The sequence below is a fragment of the Nostoc sp. genome, assembly GCF_036917815.1.
In the GTDB taxonomy this organism is placed as follows: domain Bacteria; phylum Cyanobacteriota; class Cyanobacteriia; order Cyanobacteriales; family Nostocaceae; genus Nostoc.
Genome location: NZ_JBALEK010000074.1, coordinates 64,520 through 87,286 on the forward strand (window position 1 = coordinate 64,520; position 22,767 = coordinate 87,286).

At 41.8% G+C, this 22,767-nt stretch carries 27 protein-coding genes; 17 read left to right on the plus strand and 10 right to left on the minus strand.

Annotated elements, in window-relative coordinates:
* The first annotated feature begins 855 nt into the window (after nucleotides 1-855).
* From V7K97_RS23095 to V7K97_RS23105, 3 genes are all read left to right on the plus strand, one after another.
* Complete coding sequence (locus V7K97_RS23095; protein ID WP_334803321.1) at nucleotides 856-2,043, plus strand: HetZ-related protein 2; 1,188 nt, start codon at nucleotides 856-858, stop codon at nucleotides 2,041-2,043.
* 202 nt (nucleotides 2,044-2,245) lie between these two features.
* A complete protein-coding gene (locus V7K97_RS23100; protein ID WP_334803322.1) occupies nucleotides 2,246-3,496 on the plus strand; it encodes a pilus assembly protein PilB in 1,251 nt (416 codons plus the stop codon).
* A gap of 187 nt (nucleotides 3,497-3,683) precedes the next feature.
* A complete protein-coding gene (locus V7K97_RS23105) occupies nucleotides 3,684-4,367 on the plus strand; it encodes a Crp/Fnr family transcriptional regulator (protein ID WP_334803323.1) in 684 nt (227 codons plus the stop codon).
* A gap of 276 nt (nucleotides 4,368-4,643) precedes the next feature.
* Here V7K97_RS23105 and V7K97_RS23115 read toward each other — a convergent pair whose 3' ends face one another.
* Both V7K97_RS23115 and V7K97_RS23120 read right to left on the minus strand, forming a co-directional pair.
* Entirely contained in the window at nucleotides 4,644-4,856 is a 213-nt protein-coding gene (locus tag V7K97_RS23115) for a hypothetical protein (RefSeq protein ID WP_334803324.1), read from the minus strand.
* On the minus strand, nucleotides 4,840-5,226 hold the full coding sequence (locus tag V7K97_RS23120; RefSeq protein ID WP_334803325.1) for a PIN domain-containing protein: 387 nt from the start codon (nucleotides 5,224-5,226) through the stop codon (nucleotides 4,840-4,842). Before V7K97_RS23120 ends, V7K97_RS23115 begins: the two co-directional genes overlap by 17 nt.
* Nucleotides 5,227-5,362: 136 nt before the next feature.
* Here V7K97_RS23120 and leuB point away from each other — a divergent pair, with 136 nt between their 5' ends.
* From leuB to accD, 4 genes are all read left to right on the plus strand, one after another.
* Nucleotides 5,363-6,451 (plus strand): 3-isopropylmalate dehydrogenase, encoded by a 1,089-nt coding sequence (leuB, locus tag V7K97_RS23125; RefSeq protein ID WP_334803326.1) that lies wholly within the window; start codon nucleotides 5,363-5,365, stop codon nucleotides 6,449-6,451.
* A 90-nt stretch (nucleotides 6,452-6,541) separates the two neighbouring features.
* Complete coding sequence (locus tag V7K97_RS23130) at nucleotides 6,542-6,802, plus strand: hypothetical protein (RefSeq protein WP_334803327.1); 261 nt, start codon at nucleotides 6,542-6,544, stop codon at nucleotides 6,800-6,802.
* A gap of 102 nt (nucleotides 6,803-6,904) precedes the next feature.
* Nucleotides 6,905-7,774 carry a prepilin peptidase gene (locus V7K97_RS23135; protein WP_334803328.1) on the plus strand — a complete coding sequence of 290 codons (870 nt, stop codon included), beginning with the start codon at nucleotides 6,905-6,907 and terminating at the stop codon, nucleotides 7,772-7,774.
* A 624-nt stretch (nucleotides 7,775-8,398) separates the two neighbouring features.
* Nucleotides 8,399-9,349 (plus strand): acetyl-CoA carboxylase, carboxyltransferase subunit beta, encoded by a 951-nt coding sequence (gene accD, locus V7K97_RS23140; RefSeq protein ID WP_334803329.1) that lies wholly within the window; start codon nucleotides 8,399-8,401, stop codon nucleotides 9,347-9,349.
* 89 nt (nucleotides 9,350-9,438) lie between these two features.
* On the opposite strand, the gene V7K97_RS23145 is transcribed toward accD, so the two are convergent.
* Nucleotides 9,439-10,857 carry an MFS transporter gene (locus tag V7K97_RS23145; RefSeq protein ID WP_334803330.1) on the minus strand — a complete coding sequence of 473 codons (1,419 nt, stop codon included), beginning with the start codon at nucleotides 10,855-10,857 and terminating at the stop codon, nucleotides 9,439-9,441.
* A 358-nt stretch (nucleotides 10,858-11,215) separates the two neighbouring features.
* On the opposite strand from V7K97_RS23145, the gene V7K97_RS23150 reads away from it, so the two are divergent.
* Nucleotides 11,216-12,436, plus strand: coding sequence for an ABC transporter substrate-binding protein (locus V7K97_RS23150; RefSeq protein WP_334803349.1), 1,221 nt, complete (start codon nucleotides 11,216-11,218; stop codon nucleotides 12,434-12,436).
* 16 nt (nucleotides 12,437-12,452) lie between these two features.
* On the opposite strand, the gene V7K97_RS23155 is transcribed toward V7K97_RS23150, so the two are convergent.
* From V7K97_RS23155 to V7K97_RS23180, 6 genes are all read right to left on the minus strand, one after another.
* On the minus strand, nucleotides 12,453-12,845 hold the full coding sequence (locus V7K97_RS23155; protein WP_334803331.1) for a type II toxin-antitoxin system VapC family toxin: 393 nt from the start codon (nucleotides 12,843-12,845) through the stop codon (nucleotides 12,453-12,455).
* Nucleotides 12,842-13,072: a type II toxin-antitoxin system Phd/YefM family antitoxin gene (locus V7K97_RS23160; protein ID WP_334803332.1), complete on the minus strand. Its 231-nt coding sequence runs from the start codon at nucleotides 13,070-13,072 to the stop codon at nucleotides 12,842-12,844. The genes V7K97_RS23155 and V7K97_RS23160 overlap by 4 nt, the downstream gene beginning before the upstream one ends.
* A gap of 23 nt (nucleotides 13,073-13,095) precedes the next feature.
* Nucleotides 13,096-13,539 carry a trypsin-like serine protease gene (locus tag V7K97_RS23165; RefSeq protein ID WP_334803333.1) on the minus strand — a complete coding sequence of 148 codons (444 nt, stop codon included), beginning with the start codon at nucleotides 13,537-13,539 and terminating at the stop codon, nucleotides 13,096-13,098.
* Between the two features lie 319 nt (nucleotides 13,540-13,858).
* The gene (locus V7K97_RS23170) at nucleotides 13,859-14,170 is read right to left on the minus strand and encodes a hypothetical protein (protein WP_334803334.1); all 312 of its coding nucleotides are present in this window, start codon (nucleotides 14,168-14,170) and stop codon (nucleotides 13,859-13,861) included.
* Between the two features lie 4 nt (nucleotides 14,171-14,174).
* Nucleotides 14,175-14,378: a hypothetical protein gene (locus tag V7K97_RS23175; RefSeq protein WP_334803335.1), complete on the minus strand. Its 204-nt coding sequence runs from the start codon at nucleotides 14,376-14,378 to the stop codon at nucleotides 14,175-14,177.
* Between the two features lie 32 nt (nucleotides 14,379-14,410).
* The gene (locus V7K97_RS23180) at nucleotides 14,411-14,602 is read right to left on the minus strand and encodes a hypothetical protein (protein WP_334803336.1); all 192 of its coding nucleotides are present in this window, start codon (nucleotides 14,600-14,602) and stop codon (nucleotides 14,411-14,413) included.
* A 226-nt stretch (nucleotides 14,603-14,828) separates the two neighbouring features.
* Here V7K97_RS23180 and V7K97_RS23185 point away from each other — a divergent pair, with 226 nt between their 5' ends.
* The 5 genes from V7K97_RS23185 to V7K97_RS23205 all read left to right on the plus strand — a co-directional run bounded on the left by V7K97_RS23185 (nucleotide 14,829) and on the right by V7K97_RS23205 (nucleotide 16,854).
* The gene (locus tag V7K97_RS23185; protein ID WP_190935193.1) at nucleotides 14,829-15,053 is read left to right on the plus strand and encodes a type II toxin-antitoxin system HicB family antitoxin; all 225 of its coding nucleotides are present in this window, start codon (nucleotides 14,829-14,831) and stop codon (nucleotides 15,051-15,053) included.
* Nucleotides 15,046-15,195, plus strand: a complete 150-nt coding sequence (locus V7K97_RS23190; protein ID WP_334803337.1) for a type II toxin-antitoxin system HicA family toxin — start codon at nucleotides 15,046-15,048, stop codon at nucleotides 15,193-15,195. The genes V7K97_RS23185 and V7K97_RS23190 overlap by 8 nt, the downstream gene beginning before the upstream one ends.
* Before the next feature lie 13 nt (nucleotides 15,196-15,208).
* Nucleotides 15,209-15,412 carry a hypothetical protein gene (locus tag V7K97_RS23195; RefSeq protein ID WP_334803338.1) on the plus strand — a complete coding sequence of 68 codons (204 nt, stop codon included), beginning with the start codon at nucleotides 15,209-15,211 and terminating at the stop codon, nucleotides 15,410-15,412.
* A complete protein-coding gene (locus V7K97_RS23200) occupies nucleotides 15,409-15,693 on the plus strand; it encodes a type II toxin-antitoxin system RelE family toxin (protein WP_334803339.1) in 285 nt (94 codons plus the stop codon). Before V7K97_RS23195 ends, V7K97_RS23200 begins: the two co-directional genes overlap by 4 nt.
* A gap of 288 nt (nucleotides 15,694-15,981) precedes the next feature.
* The gene (locus V7K97_RS23205; protein WP_334803340.1) at nucleotides 15,982-16,854 is read left to right on the plus strand and encodes a proline iminopeptidase-family hydrolase; all 873 of its coding nucleotides are present in this window, start codon (nucleotides 15,982-15,984) and stop codon (nucleotides 16,852-16,854) included.
* A gap of 159 nt (nucleotides 16,855-17,013) precedes the next feature.
* Here V7K97_RS23205 and V7K97_RS23210 read toward each other — a convergent pair whose 3' ends face one another.
* Nucleotides 17,014-19,287 (minus strand): ATP-binding protein, encoded by a 2,274-nt coding sequence (locus V7K97_RS23210; RefSeq protein WP_334803341.1) that lies wholly within the window; start codon nucleotides 19,285-19,287, stop codon nucleotides 17,014-17,016.
* A gap of 565 nt (nucleotides 19,288-19,852) precedes the next feature.
* Between V7K97_RS23210 and V7K97_RS23215 the strand changes: the two genes are divergently transcribed.
* The 4 genes from V7K97_RS23215 to psbV all read left to right on the plus strand — a co-directional run bounded on the left by V7K97_RS23215 (nucleotide 19,853) and on the right by psbV (nucleotide 22,599).
* Nucleotides 19,853-20,761: a carbohydrate ABC transporter permease gene (locus V7K97_RS23215; RefSeq protein ID WP_334803342.1), complete on the plus strand. Its 909-nt coding sequence runs from the start codon at nucleotides 19,853-19,855 to the stop codon at nucleotides 20,759-20,761.
* Nucleotides 20,758-21,594 carry a carbohydrate ABC transporter permease gene (locus V7K97_RS23220; RefSeq protein ID WP_334803343.1) on the plus strand — a complete coding sequence of 279 codons (837 nt, stop codon included), beginning with the start codon at nucleotides 20,758-20,760 and terminating at the stop codon, nucleotides 21,592-21,594. The genes V7K97_RS23215 and V7K97_RS23220 overlap by 4 nt, the downstream gene beginning before the upstream one ends.
* Nucleotides 21,595-21,760: 166 nt before the next feature.
* Nucleotides 21,761-21,976: a hypothetical protein gene (locus V7K97_RS23225; RefSeq protein ID WP_334803344.1), complete on the plus strand. Its 216-nt coding sequence runs from the start codon at nucleotides 21,761-21,763 to the stop codon at nucleotides 21,974-21,976.
* Nucleotides 21,977-22,107: 131 nt separating this feature from the next.
* Nucleotides 22,108-22,599 carry a photosystem II cytochrome c-550 gene (psbV, locus tag V7K97_RS23230; RefSeq protein WP_334803346.1) on the plus strand — a complete coding sequence of 164 codons (492 nt, stop codon included), beginning with the start codon at nucleotides 22,108-22,110 and terminating at the stop codon, nucleotides 22,597-22,599.
* Nucleotides 22,600-22,767: the final 168 nt, after the last annotated feature.

Genomic DNA, 22,767 nt, shown 5'->3' on the forward strand with positions numbered 1-22,767 from the left:
TCTTTTGTAAGGCTTCTGCTCATTAAAGCTTTTGAGGGTTTCATTCTTTCTGTATTCTAGATTTTGCGTAAGTTAAATTTTGAAGCAGAGGTAAAATAACAGTCAGAGTCAATAGTCAAAATCAATATTGACTGTTGACTATTTATTCTTAGGAATGTAAAAGTTTTAAAAATTAAGTTGTCAATGCTAGAGGCGTAGTTGTAGGTGAAGCCAGTTTAAAAAGGATAAATTTGCCATCAATCCCTACTCTCTAGAATAGCGTAGGCGTAGCCCGTCGTAGACATCGCAATATGGCATACTGGGGATGATTCCAAGCTCTACCGATACTATTTATCCAGGAATTTAATTAAACATCTTTTTAAACACTAATTCACGTATATATACTTAACAAAGTCAAAATAGATGACGAAATTTAACTCAATAGGGTTCAGTTAAGGCTTGATCCTTCCTAACCCTCCTTTTTAAGGAGGGAATTAAGCCCATTTTAAGGTTGAAACTTATACTGGTGAAATAACGTCTGACATAGAGTTAAATTAAATTCGTTCCTAGTATCTGTTACAAAATGTCAGATTTCCCTGATGTATCTCGTGCAAAGGTGTATCCTCTCCACTCTAGGCAGATTTCTGTTCTCAGTTAAAAAACATAACTTTACAAAAAGTTAAAATTAACAGAATTGACCCAAACTCTTGCTATGCATAGTTTTCGGGTTTTTTGAAATCGCAAGCAAAACATCAATGTAGAAATTTCTGCATAATTCTAGGGAATTAAGACGTAATAAAAGTGGAATCACTGAGTTATTTTCATGAAATTCATGAAATCCGAGGCAGCTGCCAGTTAAACAATTAGGTGGGACGAATGGAGGTTGTGATGCAAACTTCAAAATTGAGTTTCGAGGAATGCAATCTCACTATGACAAGAGATGTAGAAAAACTGGCTCTAGATTGGCAAAAGCGTTTGGCTGTGGAATGTCCAGACCAAAATGAAGCTGCTAAAGAAAGCATTATTCTCTGGTTATTGGGATCTGACTCAAAACGGTTTGATCTGTTTAACCCTAAGGAACTCAACATCGCCAAGCAAGCGATGGAATACCGCTGGAGGATTTTACGTCAACGCTACTTGGGGCTGGGGCGAGACCGTGCTTATCGCAACTTGATAACGCGACTGGGAAGTTTAGCAACATTACGGAATCAGATTCAAACTTGGGTTTCCCTGAGCCGCGATCGCCAGCGCAGTGTGATGGATGTGTTGCAAGAAGTACTCCAAGAATTACTGCAAAGTGATAACTATATGCAACAGCAAATGGCTGATATTGCCAAATATACAACCGATCGACGATTGAGGGATGCTCTGCTATTTGCCAGTCTAGAAGAATATTGTCTGCGGCCAGTACGCAATCAACCCCTATTAGCTTACCGATTTGTAAATTACTTACGTCGCACTCAGCGCGGCGGCTTAACCCAAGTGCCAGGCCGTGATTTGATTAGACTAGTGTCAGAAGAAGTTCTGACAGACGACACTGACAATCGAGTTAACTTAGTCGATAGTCAGGCGATCGCAGAATATCAAGAAGCACAACAACTAGAGGAACAACAGGTGCTGCGCCAGTCAGTACAAAAAGAATTTGAAAATTATTTACAAGAAAATGTGGGAACAGACGCAGTGGAATGGCTACGACTGTATCTCCAAGGTAAGTCCCAGGAAGATATTGCCCACAGATTAAATAAGCAGGCTAGGGAAGTATATCGTCTGCGAGAAAAAATTAGTTACCACGCCGTGCGTGTTTTTGCCCTCAAAGGTAAACCAGAACTCGTAGACAGTTGGCTCTCAATTTCCTTGCAAGAACATAACTTGGGATTAACACAAAACCAATGGCAGCAACTTGATGAAAAATTGGCTCCCCTGGGGCGGCAGATCCTAGATTTGCGGAGAGCGGGTAACTCAATAGAAGCAATAGCCGAACACTTAAAACTCAAAACCCATCAAGTGCTAGGCGAATGGACAAAAATCTATCTTGCCGCCCAAGCTTTAAGAACTCAGGAGTAGGCTGGAGTTGGGAGTGGGGAGCAGGAGGAGATAAGGGGTACAAGGTAAATAATCAATGCCCAATGCCCAATCAAAAATTCATCTTCTACTTACATCTACTTAGGTAGATATATTTGAAATATTAACAATCAAACAAAGTATCTTTATTAACTACCTACTAAATTAGAGGCAAAATATAGGTAAACACCAACGAATCAAATCTATGTTGTCTTCAGAGGGCGAACCAAATGATACCGCAGCGAATAGACAGCAAGTACTAACTGCCACTCAAATGAAGTGGGAGGAACGAGGCGATCGCGAACAAATATTCCAATTGATTGATAGTCTTTTGTCCTTTGAAGCTTGCCTCTACCACCAAATTTTGCCCTTTGGATTACAAGACAGAAATCTCTTGCTAGGTATGGTTCATCCACAAGAGAGCGAGGCAGTAGATTATGTTGGTCATATTTTGTCTTATATCAATTGCACAATGGCGATTGAGGCGATCGCAGCTGACGCTCACCGCAGAATACTGTCAGCCTACCTCAACCATAAAAATACATCCCAGCTTGATACCAAACAAGTGTATCAGCCAACAAATAGCCCAACTACTATTGCTGATACACTTGTTCCCTTCCTAGATCCCGACTCGGAATCAAATCAGCAACCAATATTGATGGTGTTTCAGACACAAAAGCGTCAACATTCTGGGCAGAGGGTAGACTTGCCTCCTATCCCAGAGCTAGACCGATCATCTCCAACTACGACGTTCTTGACCCCTATTTCTAGAAGTCAACAGGGCGAGAATTCCAAAGCCCCAACACCAAACAATTTACCTACTTTGGCTACGCAAGTTCCCGAACTATTTAGTCCTATTGAGATGCTGCCAACACTACCACCCAAGAAATTACTAGGAGAATTACTAGGGCGAATCCTGGCTGGGGGAATTGGTCGGCTGTACTTAGAAAGACAAGCTTACCAAGGCAGTATACTGTGGAGTGACAACGGAATCTTACAGTCTGTATTAGACAAACTGCCGCTTTCGGTTTTCCAAGGAGTACTGAATGAGTTAAAGCGGTTTGCTTCCCTGCCTCTCACCACAGTTGCAGAACCAAAACAGGTAGAGAAAGAATATGTGTATCAAAAAAACCGCTTATTATTACGCTTGCGAGTCATGCCGGGAATCCACGGCGAAGAAGCAACACTGCAAGTTTTGCGGGGAGCAGCATTAAAGTTTTATCAACAACAACAGTTGACGCGTCTGGGGCGCGATGCTTTAGGAATTTCTCAGCAACTAAGCTTAAAATTACATGAACTACAAGAACGGCTTTTACTAAATCCCAGCCTTGACTCTCAGCAATTAGAAGCTTTGGTTGCCCTGAATCAACTAGTAAAGAATTTAGACCAACAGATCAAAATACTCGCACTGAATAGGAATCCACCAACAAACAACAAATCATCCGTCTGTCAGTAAAAACGCTGATTTCGATCGCATACATAATTGTTATGTTGTAATGGAACCCTAGACCGATCAAGTTTAGAGGTTCATCTCAAATAAATACAAATTTTGCGATCGTATTCTGAGTAAGATTACGGTTTAAATAAACTTATAGTAGCAAAGTTAGTTTCCCGCTCTTGAATCCATTTTTTGCAAATATTTCATGCTAACTGAGGTTTTTAGTGAGCTTTTTCCCTTAATGAGTACAGCCAATCCACAAACTTTGGAATGGCTACTCAACGTTGCAATTGAACATGAATACCCATCTGGGCGAGCTGTTGTGATGGAAGATGCCTGGGGTAACGCCGTTTACTTCGTGGTTTCTGGTTGGGTCAAGGTCCGGCGTACCGTCGGGGAAGATTCAGTAGCTCTGGCAATTTTTGGCCGTGGCGATTTTTTTGGAGAAATGGCAATTTTGGATGAATCTCCACGTTCAACCGATGTCATTGCCCTTTCACCTGTAAAGTTGCTTAGTATTTCCAGAGAGCGTTTTATTCAAATATTGTTTAAAGACCCGCAGTTACATCACCGGATGTTGCAACTGATGGTGCGACGATTGCGGCAAATTAACCAGCGCTTACAAATGCGGTCTTCACCACCGGCAGTCAAACTCGCCCATACCCTAGTCACTTTAGGCGAAAACTATGGTCAAGAATCGAACCTAGGAAGAGAAATTTTTAACATCCCCTTCAAAGATTTAGCCGAGGTGACAGAAATCGGCGTTGAAGAAACCACCAAAATCATAGAAAAGCTCCATGAAAAAGGGTGGATCAAAATTGACACTGCCAACAACATCATTTATCTTGTGAACTTAAAACAGTTGATGAACTTGGCAGGTAAAGTGTGATTGCTTTATTTGATACAAATTTACTTAATTATACCAATTTTCAGCAATTGAAACTGGCTTTCATAAAATTGGCGACATAAAAAAGTAGGTAAGGCATATACCGGATCTACTTTTTAATTAGTATTTTGCTAACTGTGTGCGCTATAGGTGACACCAAAGCCACCACCACCAAGGACTTTTTGAACGATGAATCTGCCGTTTTTGAGGGGTTGATTGGGTGTCCAAAGTTGCATAGATGCGCTAACTAATAAGTACTGAGTAGAATTTAACCTTTATTTAAGGCTGTTGTCGTCCCTCCTCAATACTTACGAAGATTTCCTCAAGAGTGATATCTCCTAATATTTGATCCCTATCTCGCGTGTAATCTCCACTACCCATCTCAAATTGCTGCATAAATCGCGCCATTCCAGCAGGTCCAAGAGCCTTAGTCAGGGCTTCTATTCCCAGTCGCCTAATCTCAGCCTGAGAAAGTTTAGTCACGTCTATCATCTGTCACCTCCATTACCCAATCAAGCGGGTTTTCTACTCTTACTTGTAACAAGTTCCTGCATCTTGCTGCCAAACGCAACATCCTATCATCAGTGGTTAGAAGAATATCCGCATTTCCCACTTCTGCACAAGCGATATGCAAAGCATCATAATTCTTAAACCCTAATTCATTCAGTTCTCTTGCACGGGATTTAACCTGTTCAGTTAAACTTATTTTGATAATTACAGAAGCAGTCCAAAGCTTCACCTCTCGTTTTCTATCAATGTCTGGAGTACGTTTAAGTTCGCTATCAATGGCTTCACTTACAAGCATTTGCCATTCACCTGTTTGACAATTAGCCAAAATCAGCCGTACCGCCTCAGCTTCCAAACGAATCCGTTCTTGTGTCTGATCATCAAAACTGAGTTTTACGCTTACCGAGTGTTTAGATAAATTAAAAACTCCATCGGTACATCTTGATCGGTATGATATTTAACTGCAAGCATTTACCTATTAATAACCAGCTATGACACAGAACTACCGCATTACTCTACTCCCCGGCGATGGCATTGGCCCTGAAATTATGGCAGTGGCGGTAGATGTGCTGAAAGTCGTAGGGAAGCAATTTGATCTAAAGTTTGAATTCCAAGAAGCCCTGATCGGTGGTGCAGCAATTGACGCTACAGGTGAACCCCTACCATCTGCGACTCTAGAGACTTGCCGTAATAGTGATGCTGTATTACTCGCCGCAATTGGTGGTTATAAGTGGGATTCCCTACCATCTAATTTACGCCCAGAAGCAGGTTTGTTAGGACTACGTGCGGGTTTGGGATTATTTGCCAATTTGCGCCCAGCGAAAATTTTGCCCCAGCTAATCGATGCCTCGACTTTGAAACGCGAAATCGTCGAAGGTGTGGATATTATGGTGGTGCGTGAACTCACTGGTGGAATTTACTTCGGGAAACCTAAAGGGATTTTTGCTACAGAAACTGGTGAAAAACGCGGTGTAAATACAATGGTTTACACCGAATCGGAAATTGAACGTATTGGGCGGGTGGCTTTTGAGGCTGCTAGAAAACGCGGTGGGAAACTTTGTTCGGTGGATAAGGCGAACGTATTAGAAGTATCTCAGTTGTGGCGCGATCGCATCACCCAACTTAGTACGGAATATCCAGATATTGAACTCTCTCATCTATATGTAGATAATGCTGCTATGCAGTTGGTACGCGCTCCCAAGCAATTCGATACCATCGTCACAGGCAATTTGTTTGGCGATATTCTCTCTGATGCTGCTGCCATGCTCACAGGTAGTATTGGGATGTTACCGTCGGCTAGTTTGGGCGCTTCTGGACCTGGTGTGTTTGAACCAGTCCACGGTTCGGCCCCAGATATCGCCGGACTTGATCGGGCAAATCCTTTAGCACAGGTTTTGAGTGCGGCGATGATGTTACGCTACGGTTTAAACCAACCAAAAGCGGCAGATCGTATCGAAGAAGCCGTATTGCAAGTTTTAGAGCAGGGCGATCGCACGGGAGATATAATTTCTCCAGGCAAAAATCTCCTTGGTTGCCGCGCTATGGGAGACTCACTGATTAAGGCTATTGAACAAAAATAATTTTCTAGAGCAAACTGGGCAATTTGGCAACCTTTGCTAGAAGTTTCGGGTAGACTAGAGTGAAATCTAGCAATCAAATAACAGTCGATAGTGTACGCATTACGACAAGCACAAGCAAATTTTACCGCCCCAAAAAACCAGTCACCTCTGATTGATCCCGCCGTAATCAGAGCTGCTGGGCAGATTTACTACACTCACTGTGAAGTACATCCCGAAATAGCTGGGCAACCCTCCGGTGTAGCAATTAATCGAATGAATCATCGAGGTAAGGTTATTTTTACTAACCAACCAGTTCTATTACCTCAAGAGTGTTTTGTGCCCTTGAGTCAAATTGAATCCCATATATATTAGTCATTGGTCATTAGTCATCTGTCATTGGTAATTAGTTCTCGACAAAGGACAAAAGATGAACGACAAATGACATAGGACTAATGAGAAAGGACAAACGACTGTATGGACATTTTGTTCGCCGTCCCGGCGAGTGTAATGGTCTTTGCTTTGGGTGCATCTATTGGCAGTTTTCTCAATGTTATTGTTTATCGGCTACCTGCTGGGTTGTCAATTCTTTGGCCGCCTTCTCGTTGTCCTAAATGCTTAAACCAGCTAAAAGCTTACGACAATGTACCAGTATTCGGCTGGATTTCCTTAAGAGGGCGGTGTCGATATTGCAAAAGCAAAATTTCTGTCCGTTATCCTGTGGTAGAAGGGTTAACGGGCATAATTTTTTTACTAATTTTTTTGGTATTTCAAGTTTCGATTTTAACAATAGGCTATTGGGCTTTTTGTAGTTGGTTATTGGCACTATCGCTCATCGACTTAGATACAATGACCCTACCCAATGTACTTACTCAGTCGGGTTTAGTGGTAGGGATTTTGTTTCAAATGGTGGTTGGTTTTTTACCAGACGCTAGCTCTGTAGCATTGGTAAATTATCTCATGATGGCGATAGTTGGCGCAGTATTGGGTTTATGGCTGTTTGATGCGATCGCTCTATTGGGTTCAATTGCCTTTGGTAAAGCTGCAATGGGTGCGGGTGACGCGAAGTTAGCAGCCATGATGGGAGCCTGGTTAGGCTGGAAATATTTGCTCTTAGCTAGTTTTATCGCCTGTGCGCTGGGAGCGTTAATTGGCAGTGGTGTTATTATGCACACACGCATTCGCAAATCGTCTCGTAGAGAAGCCGCGAATCAAGAGAGATCGCGACAAACGTTAGGACAAAAGATGCCTTTTGGCCCTTTTCTGGCTTTAGGATCTCTTATTACCCTGTTTAGTGGCGAAGCCATTTTATCTAGCTACCTGCGGATATTTTTTCCAGCATCTTGAATTAAAGTGGGGAGTGAGGGAGAAGAAGCAAGGGAGCAGAGTTTTCCCCTCCACCTCTTTCCAATGCCCATACCCTTACATAAGAAATATTTATAATTCGTGACTGTAACCAGCATTACCCCATCTGCCCTTCACATTTTGATAATATTCAGCTTGTGACTTGTATTACCCTCTTAACGACGATTAACCGTTGGCAAGTACAACTAATGCAAAATATGCTGATTGCTCAGAATCTAGCAATACGAATAATTGATTTGGGTGGGAGGGCGAGAGCATCTTATTTGGAGGTTGGTATTTTCATGGCTTTGTCAGTACGTCCATATAATTAAGTCTGCTGAAAAAAAGAGCAAGAGACTTGTATTGGCATAAGTATTTTCGTTAAGCTGGCAACCACAGATGAAAATTAAGGTCTGAATTGCTTAAAAACGTAGTTTAACGATGTTGTCATTAGTGAGTTAGTACGGTCTTCTCCCAAAGGGAGAGGCTACCGCCAAGGGGGTTTCCCCATAAGTAACTGGCGTTAGCCATCACCCGAAGGGTCATTAATAAAGACAAATGACTAATGACAACCCAATACGGTTTGATATGTTTTCGACCTCATGCCCACTTAAAATAAAATAAAAAATGGCTAACAACGAAGAATCACGCGGTTTAAAGTCTCTATTTGATTGGTTTGCAAATCGACGGAAATCAGGATCTACCAGCCTCGATCGCCAAGAACGTGAAATTGCTGATGGTCTTTGGCACAAATGTTCTAAGTGTGGCGTATTGGCATATACAAAAGACTTGAAAGCCAATCAGATGGTTTGTGTCGAATGTGGTCATCACAATCGGGTAGACAGTGATGAGCGCATCCGTCAATTGATAGATCATAATACCTGGAAACCGATGGACGAGCATTTGCGTCCAACCGACCCGCTAGAATTTCGCGATCGCAAACTCTACAGCGATCGCCTACGAGAAACACAAGAGAAAATTGGCTTAATAGACGCGGTTAACACTGGCTTGGGTCAAATCAATGGCTTACCTGTTGCCCTTGGAGTTATGGACTTTCGCTTCATGGGTGGTAGCATGGGTTCGGTTGTCGGAGAAAAACTTACCCGCATGATTGAGCAAGCCACTCAACGGCGGTATCCTGTAATTATCGTCTGCACCTCCGGTGGCGCGAGAATGCAAGAAGGAATGCTCTCCCTGATGCAGATGGCGAAAATCTCCGCAGCCCTACAGCGCCATAAAGACGCGCGACTATTATATATTCCCATTTTGACCAACCCCACAACGGGCGGCGTTACCGCTAGTTTTGCCATGTTGGGCGATATCATTTTGGCAGAACCCAAAGCAACCATTGGTTTTGCCGGTCGGCGAGTGATCGAGCAAACCCTACGGGAAAAACTGCCCGAAAATTTTCAGACTGCTGAAGATTTACTCCTGCACGGTTTTGTTGATGATATAGTACCTCGTACCCAATTAAAGAACACCCTAGCCCAACTGATTGCCCTACACCAGCCTGTATTAACAACACCTCACATGGTGTTATGGGAAACAATGTCTTTGACTTCTACCGCCGCAGAATAGAGCAGGGGGAGATGAGGGAGTAGGGGGAGTAGAGGGAGTAGAGGTAGTCAACTACTATTTATTCATCCTCCTCATCCTCCTCATCCTCCTCATCCTCTCCTTGGCTCTTGGAGAAACATGAGTGGAACAAGGGCTACTAATCTGAATAGACTAGAGAGGGCGAACAAGCCCAGCAAGCCTCCAGACTGAGCAAATTGGAGAAGAAAGCTGCCTATAGTTGTGCCCAAAGCACCACTCACTCCAGCAACGGCAGCTGCGATCGCAAAATAGATAGACTGATTTTTAATTGGTGCGATCGCTAATTGTATATTATTGCTACACAAGTCAATGGCGGCCCAAGTACCTCCAGCCAAGATGTGTAACAGAGGTAGCCACAACCAGATGTCAAGGCGATTAGCGCCAATCCCCAGCCAGAGGAGTGGTGTAGCTGCAACCAAAATCCCAATACAGATCAGGATGGGACGATTGCCTATCTTGTCTGCTAATTTTCCCCAGAGAATAAGCATTAGCAAAGTCGCTCCCGCTTGAAGGCTGTTGTAGATAGTCACGTAACTTACATCTAAATCCAGCGTGTCCAGCATGTAGAGGTTAAAAAAAGGAGCGCTGAGGTTAACAGCAAGCGTCCAAAAGCTGAAATACAGCAGAAATATCAAAAAGTTAGAGTTTTTCCAAATACTGTTAATTAATTGGTCTTGTGGCAAATGAATTGCTTGAAGTACTTCAGATTCATTTTTTGCAACCTCTGACTGAATCTCACTTGTTTGAGTTAACTTGCCATAATAAGTGTTTTGTGATTGGGGATTCATATCCACCTGGAAATATTGACACCCCAATCCCACAATCCCAAACACAATACTTACCAGTAAGACTACCCCATAACCTTGTAGAGATCCCCCATACCAATGTGATACAGCTAGGCCAGCTATTGGTACGCAAATCAAAGTGGTGAGGTTAGCAGCACTATTGCGTATCCCAAAATACCTACCTCTTAATCGTCGAGGAACTATCATTGCTACCCAACTTAGCCACGATGCGGTTCCTAGTCCTCCCAAAAGATTGCTGAATAGGACAATCAAGAGTGTCAATATCACTAACTGCTGAGTATTAATCACTCCCAAGCTTACGCCTAAAATACTGATTACTAGAACCAGCCATAGCAGCCGACCAATTCCATGTGTCCGAAGCGAATATTGAAAACGGCTGGTGCTGCGTTCAGACAAGTAAGCACCCAACGGCTGAACAAGATTGACTAACATGGGGATAGAAGACAGCATCCCAAATACCACTGGACTAGCACCCAATTCCACCAAGAAATTGCTGAGTAAAATCCCGCTAGTTCCAAGAGAGTAAACCGATGCTAAGACAGAATCCGCAGTGGAAGCTTTTAAACTAGTACGAATACTATCCTTGGGAATTCGAGAGTTTGGAGAGATTGCTGTTAGTGGTGAGGCAATCTGGGTAAATTCCAGAGTTTTTGGCGCAGTTGTTTCAACCTGAACAGAATCCATAATCTATGTTTATGGGTGAAGTACCCTGGATAAATTCGGTTGCAGAGGAACTCAGTATGCTTTCATAAGCATTCTTGATAAGTTTTTGTTATTCTAGCTTGCATTTTTCAACAAAAATTTCAAATAAGGGACTTGGAACAAATAAATCATCCAATCTTGTGCGGTGGCTATCTTACCCGCCTTTGGCTATTGGCGCTCATGTTGCCCACCCCACAAGAAGTAGTTGAGTATTTTTTTATTTGTCAGTCCCTAAGTAAAATCTCACTCCTTAAGAACACAAGATATAAGTGAAGTGAGACCTACGAATGGTTATCTGTCTGTGAGCAAAAAAAGGTTGTTTAATTTTTTGGGATTGGCAATCGCTATTGCGATCGCTATTATTGCTTGTCAAAATCTACAATTACCAAGCAAACCGTTAGCATCTACCGCAGTCACCATTAAACTCAGTGGTTGGGGAGGCTCCCCGATTGAGCAAAAACTCTTGAGACAAGTTCTACAAGACTTTGAAGCACAACATCCAACTATTAAGGTCAAATATGAGGTAATCTCCGACCAATACATGGATGTAATTAAAACTCGTTTAGTTGGGGAAGCCGCGCCTGATGTCTTTTATCTGGATGCGCTGGAAGCTCCTTTTTTGATGAGTAAAAACGTCTTGGAACCGTTAGATGCTTACATCACCCCCAAATTTGACCTAGTAGACTTCGAGGATAACCTACTCGACAGTTTTAAATATCAGAACCAGATTTATGGTCTTCCCAAAGACTATTCCACCCTGGCTCTGTTTTATAACAAAAAAGCCTTCGTCGCCGCCGGCTTGAGTAATCCGCCAGCTACTTGGGAGGAATTACGTAACTACTCGAAACAATTGACAGGCAAACTTAACAAATACGGCTTTGGGGAAATTCCAGAATTGGCGCGTCAGGCTTATAAAATTAAAGCCTTTGGTGGGCAACTCGTTGATCAAAAAGGTTATGCTACCTTTGCCAGTGCAGCAGGTTTACAGGGTTTAGAGTTAGTGGTAGACCAGTATCAAAAAGACCGCTCCTCTGCTCAAAAATCGGATGTGGGGACAAACTCAGGTAGTGAAATGTTTGGTCAAAATAAAGTGGCAATGGTGATTGAGGGTAACTGGGCAATTCCCTATCTAGCTGAAACCTTTCCTCAAGTAGAGTTTGCTACCGCACAAGTGCCTACTATTAATGACAAAAAAGGTACGATGGTCTTTACCGTTGCCTACGTGATGAATAAGCAAGCACAACACAAAGCCGAAGCTTGGGAGTTGATTTCTTATCTCACAGGTAAAGAAGGGATGCAGAAGTGGACAGGAACAGGGTTTGCTTTGCCAACACGTAAATCAGTGGCAAAGAATTTGGGCTACGATCAAGACCCGTTGCGATCGCCATTAGTGGCGGGTGTTAATTATGCTACACCTTGGCAGGTAGGTCAGTATCCAAGTGCGATCGTCAGTAACTTTGATAATCAGTTTGTCAGCGCCTTATTGGGACAACAACCATTAAAGCAGGCGATCGCGCGAGGGCAGAATGATGCGAATCAGCAGATTAAGGCGATGGAGTAAGTAATCTTTCTTACCTCTACCAAATCACTTTTGAGTAGAAATTTGCGATCTCTTTATCGGCTGTAATTATTGCAGCTTGATGACTTCTGGCTAGTGCGACAACAACTCGATCTACTGGATCTCGATGACCCCATTCTAAATTGACGCTTTCCATCCAAATATTTTCATCAATGGGTACAATCTGAACGGTACTAGACTTTTTCAGCGTTACTACGTACTCGTTAAGACTGACTCCTAAATCTAGTTTTTTATTTTTGATTTTTATCGCAATTTCCCATATAGCTATGGACGGGACAAGACCATTTTTATCCCTTTCCATGTAGTTACACGCTTCTTTGGCTTGTTCAGAAAGTCTGGCTGGATCTAAACTCCACCAGATTAGGGCACAAGTGTCAAGGACTATCTTCACAATTGCGCCCATTCCTCAATGGTTGGTGTAGTTAAATCCTCAAAGTACTTCACTTTACCGCGCATCTCCCCAAATAACTCCTCTGTTGAAGGTGTTTGTGCGTATTTGGAAATTTTCACGACTGGCTTACCGCGATCGGTAACTATAATTTCTTCTCCTTCTGACTCTACAAGTCGTAAGAACTCAAGAAGTTGAGATTTGAGTTTACTTTTAGAAATTGATTTCATAATAACCGTAGTCATGACTATAGTCATATTTTAACGGGTCGCGCCAGTATTCCCCGACTTCGGCCAAGCTTGTCGGGGAGGAATGGCGCTCCGGGACTGAGGACACAGTGAGCATTTGTCAAAACCACGTCTTCAGCAATCAACGTTCCCGTGCAACTGTAACCGCCACCGTCAGCACCTACCCCCTCGATTTTACCAATAGCTGACCAAGGGTAGTCTCTGCTAGTCATGGGAATACGGTCATCTGAACCAATAATTGCTCGTCTTCCGGGGAGTTTTTCTTTCTGATTTAGCACCGAAGGCTCCCCTTTTCCTTCTAGTTTAAATTCTCCGGGATTTTCAACCTTGGTAAACTTGGGTGGGGTTTGTGGTTCGGCTGAGACTGAAGCCCAAATCCCCAAAATTCCTGCCCCAATTGTGGCTATGCAGGGAAAAATAAACTGTCTGGATGTAAATATGCTTTTCATGAAAAATCACTCCTAATAAATTTTGTCTTTCTTTACTACAAAGCATAGGTTTTAGCCCTCCCTAACCCTCCCCTTGTAAAGGGGAGGGAACTGGATTTTCCGATCTCCCCCCTTGTAAAGGCAGGGCTGTTTCATTCGTTCAGATCAGAATTTTGTCAAGAGTATCAACCAGAAAATTTAGTGAGTTGGTAATCGAAAAATTACTGTTTCAATCGGTAAATTTAAGTGCGATCGCCTGGTTTTTGACCCAATTAGAGTGTTTAAAAACCTGATTTTTTTGACTGATACGCTTGTAAATTAAGGTCTTTTGGGGAATGAATCAGCCCTGCCTTGTAAAGGGGGGATTAAGGGGGGTAATTCGACCTTTGGAGAGCACTTCGAGTCTTTGAATTTCGCTGCGGTTGATGTTTCTCATAGACCGCTTCAGGGCAGAGTTTTCTACTTGCTGGTCAATGTTATTATTAGCAACATTGGAGGATTTACCAGTAAATCGCTCATCGTTAGCGCTAAACACTAGGTCTGCAAGGATGGCGAGGGTTTTCGGTGCTTTTATCCGCCCTTTGATTTGTTTCCTGAGAATGGCAATGGTGGAGGCGGAAGGTAGACTGATAATTTCATGGTTGACTACCAATGGTTTATACTGAGCGGAGTCGAAGTATTGATAATTGACCTTGTTGAGTGGTTTCTGGCTGCTGTGCTATCTGCAACCCTCGGTTTCTCGGTGTCGCCCCCACAGCATCAGCAAGCAAAACCGCACTCAGCAACAAAGTTAAACTGTAACGGGTCAATTTTGGTAGAAACCGCCAACAAACTCGTTGAGACTTTGCACTCCTCTTCATTCTTTAGCCTCACAGCCTCAATCAGTGATTATTTACAGCCCTATCCCGTCGGCATCAATTCCGATTATTAGTAAATTATTTAATTGTCGCCAGTAATATTGCTGAAACTTTATGTTGATTTTACGGTTGAGGTTTAAGGTTGCAGTTGTGGTTACGGTTTTTGTAACCAACTCATCGGTAAACCTTGATTCTCTCGTTCTGATGCTTCCTAACGAGAGACTCATATCTTGCACCTAGCCCTGGCGATTAGAAATCGCGGCTATACAAACTCTCGTCCGCCTACGCGGACTAATACAAAATCAAGGTTTTCAACCCGCGCAGGTGGTCACTGAGCTTGTCGAAGTGCGGGTAAAGCCTCGTGTAGCCGCGACTTCCAGTCGCCTGGTGCAAGATATCAGGAGAGGGATGAGAGGTGATAATAGTTATTGAACGAGTAAAGGTAACTTTGATATGTCGTATAAAGTTAGCATTGTTATCGAAAAAGATGAATATGGATATTATGCTTATTGTCCTGAACTTCCTGGTTGTCAATCTCAAGGTGATTCCCTAGAAGAAGTACAGGCAAATATCAAAGAAGCAGTTGAGCTTTATATAGAAACCTTGTCAAATTCAGAAAAACAGGCGCTTCAGAACAAGGAAACATTCACAATAACCTTGGAGGTAAAAGTTGCCTAAGCTGCCACGTTTGACTGCAACAGAAGCTGAAAAACTTTTATTAGATGTAGGCTTTATTCAAATTAGAAGCAAAGGAAGTCACAGGATTTATTTTCGAGAAGAAGTGAGAGTATCGCTCTTTATAGTAGATATTAAACAATAACTTTAGGTCATATATGAAAGCTGAAGAATATCCGTTTGTTCAGGAGTTAATTACGGATAAACAAGGTCAAGTTCTCAAAGTAGTCCTAGAGTTTGAGGAATATCAGCGCTTATTAGATGCGATTGAAGACGAAGGACTTTATCGAGCGATGCAAGCAGTTAAGGGCGAAACACCTTTAAACAGGAATGAGGCTCTTGAGGAACTTGAACAACTATGAATTGCGAGTATATGCCTAGTTTTATCAAAGACCTCAAGGCGTTGAAAAGTACCCCAGTATTCGAGTCTGTTAAATTTCTTGTGTTTGATGAGATTCACAGCTATTTCAGTCTGGATGAAATAAGTAATCTCAAAAAGCTCAAAGACGCTGATAGTACATATCGCATTCGGGTTGGTGATTACCGCGTAGGCTTTATGGTTGTAGGGGATACAGTTACCTTTGTGCGGGTGCTTCACCGAAGGATATTTACCGCTATTTCCCATGAACTACATCTGCTATGAGGTACCAGAACCCCGACTTTTTTGAAAAGTCGGGGTTCTGGGGATCTAATTGAGCAATGACTTAAAATCGAAATTGATAACTCTATCTCAAATAAAGATACATAATGAAGCAAACAAAACAACTTACTGGCATTATTGAACGGGAAGGAGACGGCTATGTATCGCTGTGTCCCGAAGGTTAATTAAGCCGAAAGTTTAACAAAATTATCCACGATAAAAAGCGATCGCTAGTTAAAAAGGCGATCGCGTAATTGAGTATATTTGTTTGAGTAGTAAAAAACTAACTCCATGACTGTAACTTCTGCCATTGAAGGTTTTATCTCATTTCGTGGTCATCAGGTATGGTATCGCATTGTCAAACCAGACCAAGAAGATTCTAAAAAGCTACCCCTGCTGTGTCTTCACGGAGGCCCAGGAGTACCCCATGACTACTTAGAACCATTAGAAGCGATCGCCACAACGGGAAGACGAGTTATATTTTACGATCAATTAGGGTGTGGAAATAGCGATCGCCCCACAGACCCCAATTTATATTCCATAGATTTGTTCAAAGAAGAACTCTTCGCCGTCCGCAGTGCCTTAAATTTAGACCAAATTAATCTTTTTGGGCAATCATGGGGCGGTTGTTTGGCACTAGAACACGCCCTTTCCCAACCGACTGGGTTAGTCAGTCTCGTTCTAGCTAGCACGCCTTCTAGCATTCGACAATTTGTAACTGAAGCTTATAACCTGATGAATGAGTTACCAATGGAAGTACAACAGGTTATTCGTAAGCACGAAGCCGATGGTACTACTCAAGATGCCGAATACAAACAGGCAATGGAGGTATTCAATCATTCTTTTCTTTGCCGAATAGACCCTTGGCCCAGTAGCTTAACTAGAGCCTACAGCAAAGTTGGTACAGAATTTCGGGGTGCTGGCAAAATCATCGACTGGAATATTGAAGACCGCCTCAGTGAAATTATTGTACCTACACTGCTGCTTTCAGGTCGCTACGATGAGGTTACGCCCGCTTGTGTTGAAACAGTTCACAAGGGTATTTCTGGCTCCGAGTGGGTACTATTTGAAAACAGTTCACATATGCCTCATCTCGAAGAGACAGAAAGATTCTTGCAAGTCTTGGGCGAATTTTTGAATCGTGTCGAAGGTAATGCTAATTGATCTCTAGGTAGCGATAAAATTTGCGGAGTGGGAGGAAAGATAAAAAAATACTCAAAAAACTGGCAAAAAAACTCTCTCCTCTTATTCCTCTGTGTTCTCTGTGCCTCTGTGGTTCGTTTATTTGGATAATTTATTTCTTGTCAGTCCCTTAGCCTATTGCTAATACAGTCCCCATTCTAATTTCAGAGTTTCTAACTTAGGATTCTTTACACTCATTCTCTTACACTCTTCCAAAAATTCCTTGACTTGTTCTTCATTAAGACTTAAGCCGCCATCTTGCAGATTATTGATGTAAGTAATCACATCTGAAGTTGTTAAATCCGAACTAATTTCTTCTAGAAGAATAGCATTTCTAACTTCCCGACAAACCAACTCAATATCTGATGAAGTAAATCTCGTACTTTTATCCGCCAAAACTTCAAAAATAACTAGTTGATTTATATCAATTTTTGAAAGGTAGTGTTTGAATAAATCTGTTCTTTCTAGTTGAGACGGTGGGAAAATAGGAATCTTCCAATCCAATCTACCAGAACGTTTCAACGCACTATCAATACCACTCAAATAATTAGTGGCAGCAATGACAATTACATCACTATTTTGAAGATTATTTAGTTCTATGAGTAATTGGTTGATGGTTGCCTTTTGGTCTGTGTGTGCGTTGTCTTCATTCCGATTAAACCCAATACTGTCTAACTCATCAATAAATAAAAGTGAAGGAGATTTTTTCTTAGCTTGAGCAAAGATATCTCGAATATTTTTTTGACTTTGCCCTATCCAAACACTGACAATATCAGCAGGAGAGAACTTAAAGAAATATCTCCCAGACTCATTAGCAAAGGCATTTGCTAGTAGAGTTTTACCGCATCCCGGTAAGCCATAGAAAAGAATTCCACCAATTGAACTATTGTATCCTTTAGATTGCAGCTTCAGGAGTCTAGTTAGTTTTTCTTTTTCTTCATTTAGCCCTTTGACTTGGCTAAAGTCAAGCTTAACTTCTTTGATATGGTTAGTAATTGGATATGCTTGTGCTAAACTAGGTTTTTGAGCCACATACTCAAAAGATGGATAGTCGATAGAGTCAAATGATACTGGGACTAATTGGTGTTTTTCATAATCAGGAGCCATGATTATAACCTGGAAGCGATCGCCATAATATCCAGAAAACTTATATTCTAATATTTCCTTAGCTTTTTTCAGTTGGTAATAGTTGCGTGCAATTTCAAAACCGGGAATTACCAACCAAAGACTTTCTAGTTGATTTGGCCATACTTTTGATTTTCTCAAAACTCTTTTAATTGAATCTAAAAAGAGATTATTATCCTGAAATTCTTGATATTTGAGAGTTTCTATCTCAACCACTACCTGGTTTTTTACATAGACTTGTATGATTTCACTTTGGTACTCTCCATCATAATCTGATGTATCTTCATCTATTGTTTCCTCATCCCTGGAAGTCAACTCAACTTCACAGCCGATATTAGACAATCCATATCCTAGAGTTTCTAACGTTTTAATAGCAAAATATTTGAGATAGAGATATTCTTTACTTTCCTGTTGCCACTTCAGAGCATAAAAATGTTCAGCTTTCATCTTCAATAATAACTGAGATTCAGCCTGTATTTGAGCTTTTTGTAATTCGAGAAAGTAATTTTGCAAAGATGCATCATCTTCCTCTATTTCGTAATATGGAAGTTCCAGGAGTAGACGAAAATGGGCGGATATTTCCTCTTTATGTTCAATAGAGGCTTGATTTGGATATTTACATCTGAGAGTAAAAGTAAAAGGAATTTTACTGGCAACTCTATCTACCAAATATCCTAAAGCATCTTCTTGCTGATGAGCTTGGATTTCTAATGCCGATGGGCAATGAAATAAAATAAAGAACTGTTCAGAATTATATTTATTCGCATATAGAGATATCTGTTCAAACTGCTGGTCGAATTTTTCAGAATCAAGCAACTCTAAACCAGTATTACCAAGTATAATGCTGGTCATAGTTGAGCGATAAAACTGAAAAATACCAGCATCAGAGATAGGATTTTCTTGTTCATCTTTACAATCTTGGTCTGAGTCTGAGGCAATACTTGTAGGAATTTTCCTAGCAGCAGCTTTGGGTATACTATTATAACCTCCATACTGATATTTTCTAATTAATTCATAATTAAATATTTTGACAACAATATCACAGAAGAAATCTTCTACTTGTGGAATCAAAAAAATACCTACTGGCTGGTGAGAATCTAAACACGCTTGGAATCTTTCATATTCTTGTTCAGAGCCAAAATCAAATAAGTAGTAGAAAAAATCATGTTTGACTGAAATTGCCTCTTTTAGCTTGGCTGAAATTGATTGAGATTCAGCAACTTGATTTGTTGGTTCTACACCTTTAATAGAAATAGCTATTTTTGTCTCTAATGGAATATGTAAATCCAACTGAGGATTTGTACAAAGCCCCAATTCATCAAGAGCAGTATTAAAATCATTTATGAATGATTGACTTCTACGCTGGTAGCCAAACTGTTCTATGATAGTTTTGACCCGTAGGCTTTTTTGAGTTTTACCAGTTCTCTGAAGTTCACTTTTAATCGAACGTAAGTAGGCTGTATATGACATTTTGTATCCTATTGGTTGAGTTAGCTTAATTAGCATCCCCAAGGAAGCTAAATATATAGTTCCCTAAATCACATATCCTGCTAACTCACACAACCGATGTCTTTTGACTCGCTGCTTTGATCTACACTTTCCCAAGATAGAGACTCATTTAAGAGGATGTTTGAAAAGTATTTTTGGTAACATCAAAGCTTCGCAAACCTAACCCCCAGCCCCTTCCCTTGTAGGGAAGGGGAGTAAGATTCAAAACCTTTTGACCTTTCCGAGAGAAGTTTGGAGATAGATTTTTAGTATACTTTAAGACTTTTCAAACAGCCTCTAAGAGACTTCCAAATAAAATACCGATCGCTACAGCCGGGTTAGTGCGAGATTAGATGGAGGTTCAGTAGTGTTTGAAATCAACAGGCGGCGGAGTAACCCTAGGTGGAATCTCACCGAAGACTTGGCTGGGTATATGTTCATGATGCCCACTATTCTAGTTTTGGGAACTTTTGTAGTCTTACCCATTCTCTACGCCGTTTTTCTTTCCTTGCAAAAAGTTCAACTGCTTGGCGGTATTGAGTACGAGTTCATCGGTTTTCGGAACTTCACGCGATTAGCTGAAGATGAAAGGGTTTGGATTGCTTTAAGAAACACAGCAGAGTATGTCGCTATTGTTGTACCAACTCAAACTATCCTGGCTTTAATTCTGGCGGTAACTCTAAATTCTGGGATTGGCGGTAAAAACTGGTGGCGCATCCTCTACTTTTTACCCACAGTCACTTCTTCAGCAGTGCTGACGCTGATCTTCATGTGGATTTATAACACTGATGGGCTACTAAACGATTTTCTGGCTTTTGTCGGGCTACCTACTTATAACTGGTTGGGCGATCCGGCAGTTGCGCTCAAAGGCATTATGATCATGAACATTTGGTCAACTGCGCCGTTTTTTATGGTGATTTATCTGGCGGCGTTGCAAGATATCCCCCAAACACTTTATGAGGCGGCGGAACTTGATGGGGCAAATGGATGGCAGCAATTTATTTATATTACTCTCCCCTTGCTGAAGCCTGTAACCTTCTTTGTGGTAGCAGTAGGGGTGATTGGGACTTTTCAACTTTTTGACCAGTCTTACATCTTTTCTGGCGGTACTGGCGGGCCAAATAACGCTACTTTAACTGTGGTGCTGCTAATTTACCAAGCTGTGTTTCGGAATTTACAAATGGGATATGCAGCTGCGATCGCATTTTTGTTAGCAGCAGTGATCATTGCCATCACTTTGATTCAGCGACGACTTTTCGGAGGCGAACACATTTGACTAAAATCTCTGGCTTATCCTGGCTCAAAGCCCTGTTATACGTCTTGCTGACACTCTATGGGATTATTACCCTAATACCCTTTCTCTGGGCACTGTCAGCATCATTTAAGCCGCTATCAGAGATTGTCAGTGGTGAACCCAACTTTCTCCCCAAGAATTTTACTCTGGATAACTACAGGCAAATCTTTCTCCAAGAACCGCTATTTTGGCGCTGGTTGTTCAACAGTGTAGCGATCGCCATCAGCGTCACTCTTTTAAACTTGTTGTTAAACTCAATGACTGGTTATGCCTTGGCAAGACTGCGCTTTGTGGGTAAACGCTTTTGGTTCTTCCTAATTTTGGCTGTACTAGCAGTACCCGCGCAAATCACCCTAATTCCCACATTTTTGATTTTAAAAGCGATCGGCTGGCTGAATTCTTACCAAGGCATGATTGTCCCTAGCATGGTCAATGCCACTTTTATCTTTATGATGCGGCAGTTTTTTGTTAATTTTCCTAAAGAACTAGAAGAAGCGGCTCAACTAGATGGCTTAAATACCTTGGGAATTTTCCGATATATTGTCTTACCTTTAGCAAAACCAGCACTAGCAGCGCAGGCAGTTTTTGTGTTCATGGGGAGTTGGAATAATTTTTTACTGCCTCTAGTTATCCTATTTGACCCAGAAATGTTTACCCTCCCTTTAGGGCTGAACACCTTCAAAGGTCAATACATCAGCTATTGGAACTACATTATGGCGGCTTCTATGGTCTTCACTCTGCCAGCTTTAGGTATTTACGCCTTTTTTAATCGTTACTTTATTCAAAGCGTCACCTTCACGGGAGGAAAAGGTTAACCGGCATTGGGCATTGGGCATTAGTTATTTCTCCCCCCATTCCCCATTCCCCATTCCCCACTCCCCACTCCCGATCCCCAAACAGTATTTTGGGCAACAAATTGCACTCCTAACGTGATATTGGTATTACAGCGACTCAATCTCTATCTATCAGTTAACAAGCATTATGGGTTTTGCAGACCTATCAATCGCAGAGATAGCAGCCGACTACAGCATTCCTGTAGAAGAAGTGTTTTCTCTGTGCAACCAACTGGGAATCGCCTACAAACACCAAAAGACCCGTTTGGCGTTAGAAGATGCAAAGGCAATTATTTCCCAAATATCGTCTGAAATACGCCCAAAAGGTACTAGCGACTCAATGGGTGATCGCGAAGTCACCTAAAGGGTTATCTCGGCTTTGGCTAATCACTGATAGCTAATGACAAAAAATAATGAGTCATTAGCAATTAGCAGCTTGGAGATTGAGAATCGCGTTCTTAGCTGTGTTGAGCGTCAAAATTTTTAAGGGGAAACATGTTTAGAAAACTAATTGGCGTTGTTGTGGCTACTGTTTTACTCTCGTTTCAGTTGATTGTCGGTAACGCGACAGCAGTGGAACTGGACAAAGCTACCCGAACAGTGCCATTAAATACTCAAGGTGATACCGTCGTACTCAGCCTTAAACAAGTCAAAGAAGGCAAACGCTTATTTAATAACGCTTGCGCCCAATGTCATGCTGGTGGAGTTACCAAGACAAACCAGAACGTGGGACTCACTCCAGAGGATCTGGCACTGGCAACACCCAACCGTAACAATGTTGAAGGCTTGGTGGATTACCTGAAAAATCCGACTACTTACGACGGGGAAGAAGAGATTTCGGAAATACACCCCAGTATCAAAAGTGCAGATATTTTCACAGTAATGCGAAATCTGACGGATGATGACTTGGAAGCGATCGCTGGTCATATTCTCTTAGAACCCAAAATCGTTGGCACTAAGTGGGGAGGCGGAAAAATCTATTACTAAATCCCGGAACTGAATCATTGGGAATAGGGCATTGGGCATTGGGCATTGGGCATTGGGCATTGGAAAGAATTCAGTCCCTATTCCCTATTCCCTATTCCCTATTCCCTATTCCCTATTCCCTATTCCCTATTCCCTATTCCCTATTCCCTATTCCCTATTCCCTATTCC